At 41.0% G+C, this 1,531-nt stretch carries 1 protein-coding gene; it reads right to left on the bottom strand.

Annotated elements, in window-relative coordinates; all coding sequences use genetic code 11:
• The coding region (locus AC1DRF_RS27350; RefSeq protein WP_477742229.1) for an immune inhibitor A domain-containing protein at positions 1–1,531 on the bottom strand (1,531 nt) is incomplete at both ends.

Here is a 1,531-nt window from a genome sequence, read left to right as displayed (position 1 = left end):
GAAGAGCAAGTCCTCCGTCCGTTACATATTCAAATTGAAGCTTGATTTTTTTACCCTTAAACTGCGTTAAGTCATAGCTTTTATCTTCCCATTTTCCGCCGGAAGTTTCAGCAGAACCGTCTGCATTATTCGCTTTATCACCAATTGTATCTAACAGAACTTTTGAACCGTCAGGAAGAATCGCATTTACATATAAATAATCGTATTCTGCCTCTACTTCATAGAACGCTTTATAATTAAACGTCGCTGTTTTGGCCGCTGTTAAATCAAACTCTGGCGTCGTCATTGTCGTATGCAGATCGTCTCCGCGTTTACTGTAGTAGTAGTTGCTTCCAAACTCAGGCTTAATCCCTTGAACAGCTTTTTTAGGTAAATTAATCTTTACAATACCCGGTCTTTTGGATTTTGTCACGCTTTGATCAACCACGCTCACAGAGCCCGATTTTGTAATGTTTTTGCTGTCGATTTGTTGAATATTTGCCCAGTTTCCACCCATATTTGCTTGGAAAAACTCTTTATTTTGCGGGGAGAAACTTGTCGGTTCTGTTCCAGCTACTTCACCAGCCCAGCTCCCTCCGCTCATAATTGACCAAACGCCTACCGGCTCACCTTGACCCGTATACTGTGTATCATACTCATCCGGCAAACCTAAATCATGGCCAAATTCATGAGCAAAAACGCCAACTGCTCCGTCTTCTGGTTCAATTGTATAATCATAAGCAGCCATATTTGTTCCAGGAACTTTATACACTTGTCCCAAAGTAGAGCGATGAGACCAAATAGCATCGTTTCCTAGTTTACCTCCACCTGCTTCTTGCCCAGTTCCAGCATGAATGACCATTAAGTGGTCCACTATGCCGTCAGGCTCATTGCGGTTGCCGTCTCCATCGATATCATATTGATCGAACTGATCATAATCTGAAAGGTTCATGCCGCTTTTTGCTGCTGCAGCAAGCGCTTCTTTTACAAGATTACGAGGTCCTTTAGATCCAGGCGCATTATCGTTTCCTCCCGCTGGATTGTCTGCTCCGTATTCTTTTGCGTTTCCAGGGACAGTTAACCAGTCAGAAACCGTTCCATCTACTGTGTAACTGCCTCCAGACTGTTCTTCATAATATTGCTTAAACGTTTTAATTTTCTTACCGTTAAATAGCGTAAAGTCTTTCTTTCCAAACATTAATTGCTGATAGTGATTTCGGTTAAAATCTTTTGCATACATGTAACCAGGTTCTTGAACGACATTGTTATGCTTAAAGTCTGCGTATTCGACTAAAAGAACAAGAACTTTATCTTTTCTCACTTGTCCGTTATATTTGGCCTGAGCTGCAGGTTTAACGTTTACCCCGTTCCCCGAATTGTTTCCTTGAGACTTAATATTAGCAAATTCGCCTCGTTGAAACTTTTCTTTTTGTTTTGTTTGCATTTCTTTCGCTTTCAAATCAATTTTGCTAGCTTTATGTCCCTTCATGCTCTCTTTATGTGCATCTTTTTTGCTTATGTAAGAAGTAACGGCTTTCTTCACTTCTTGCGG

The sequence above is a fragment of the Priestia sp. P5_B4 genome (genome assembly GCF_056400385.1).
Note: the sequence above shows the minus strand (reverse complement) of the source record. Positions and strands in the feature narration are given on the sequence as shown.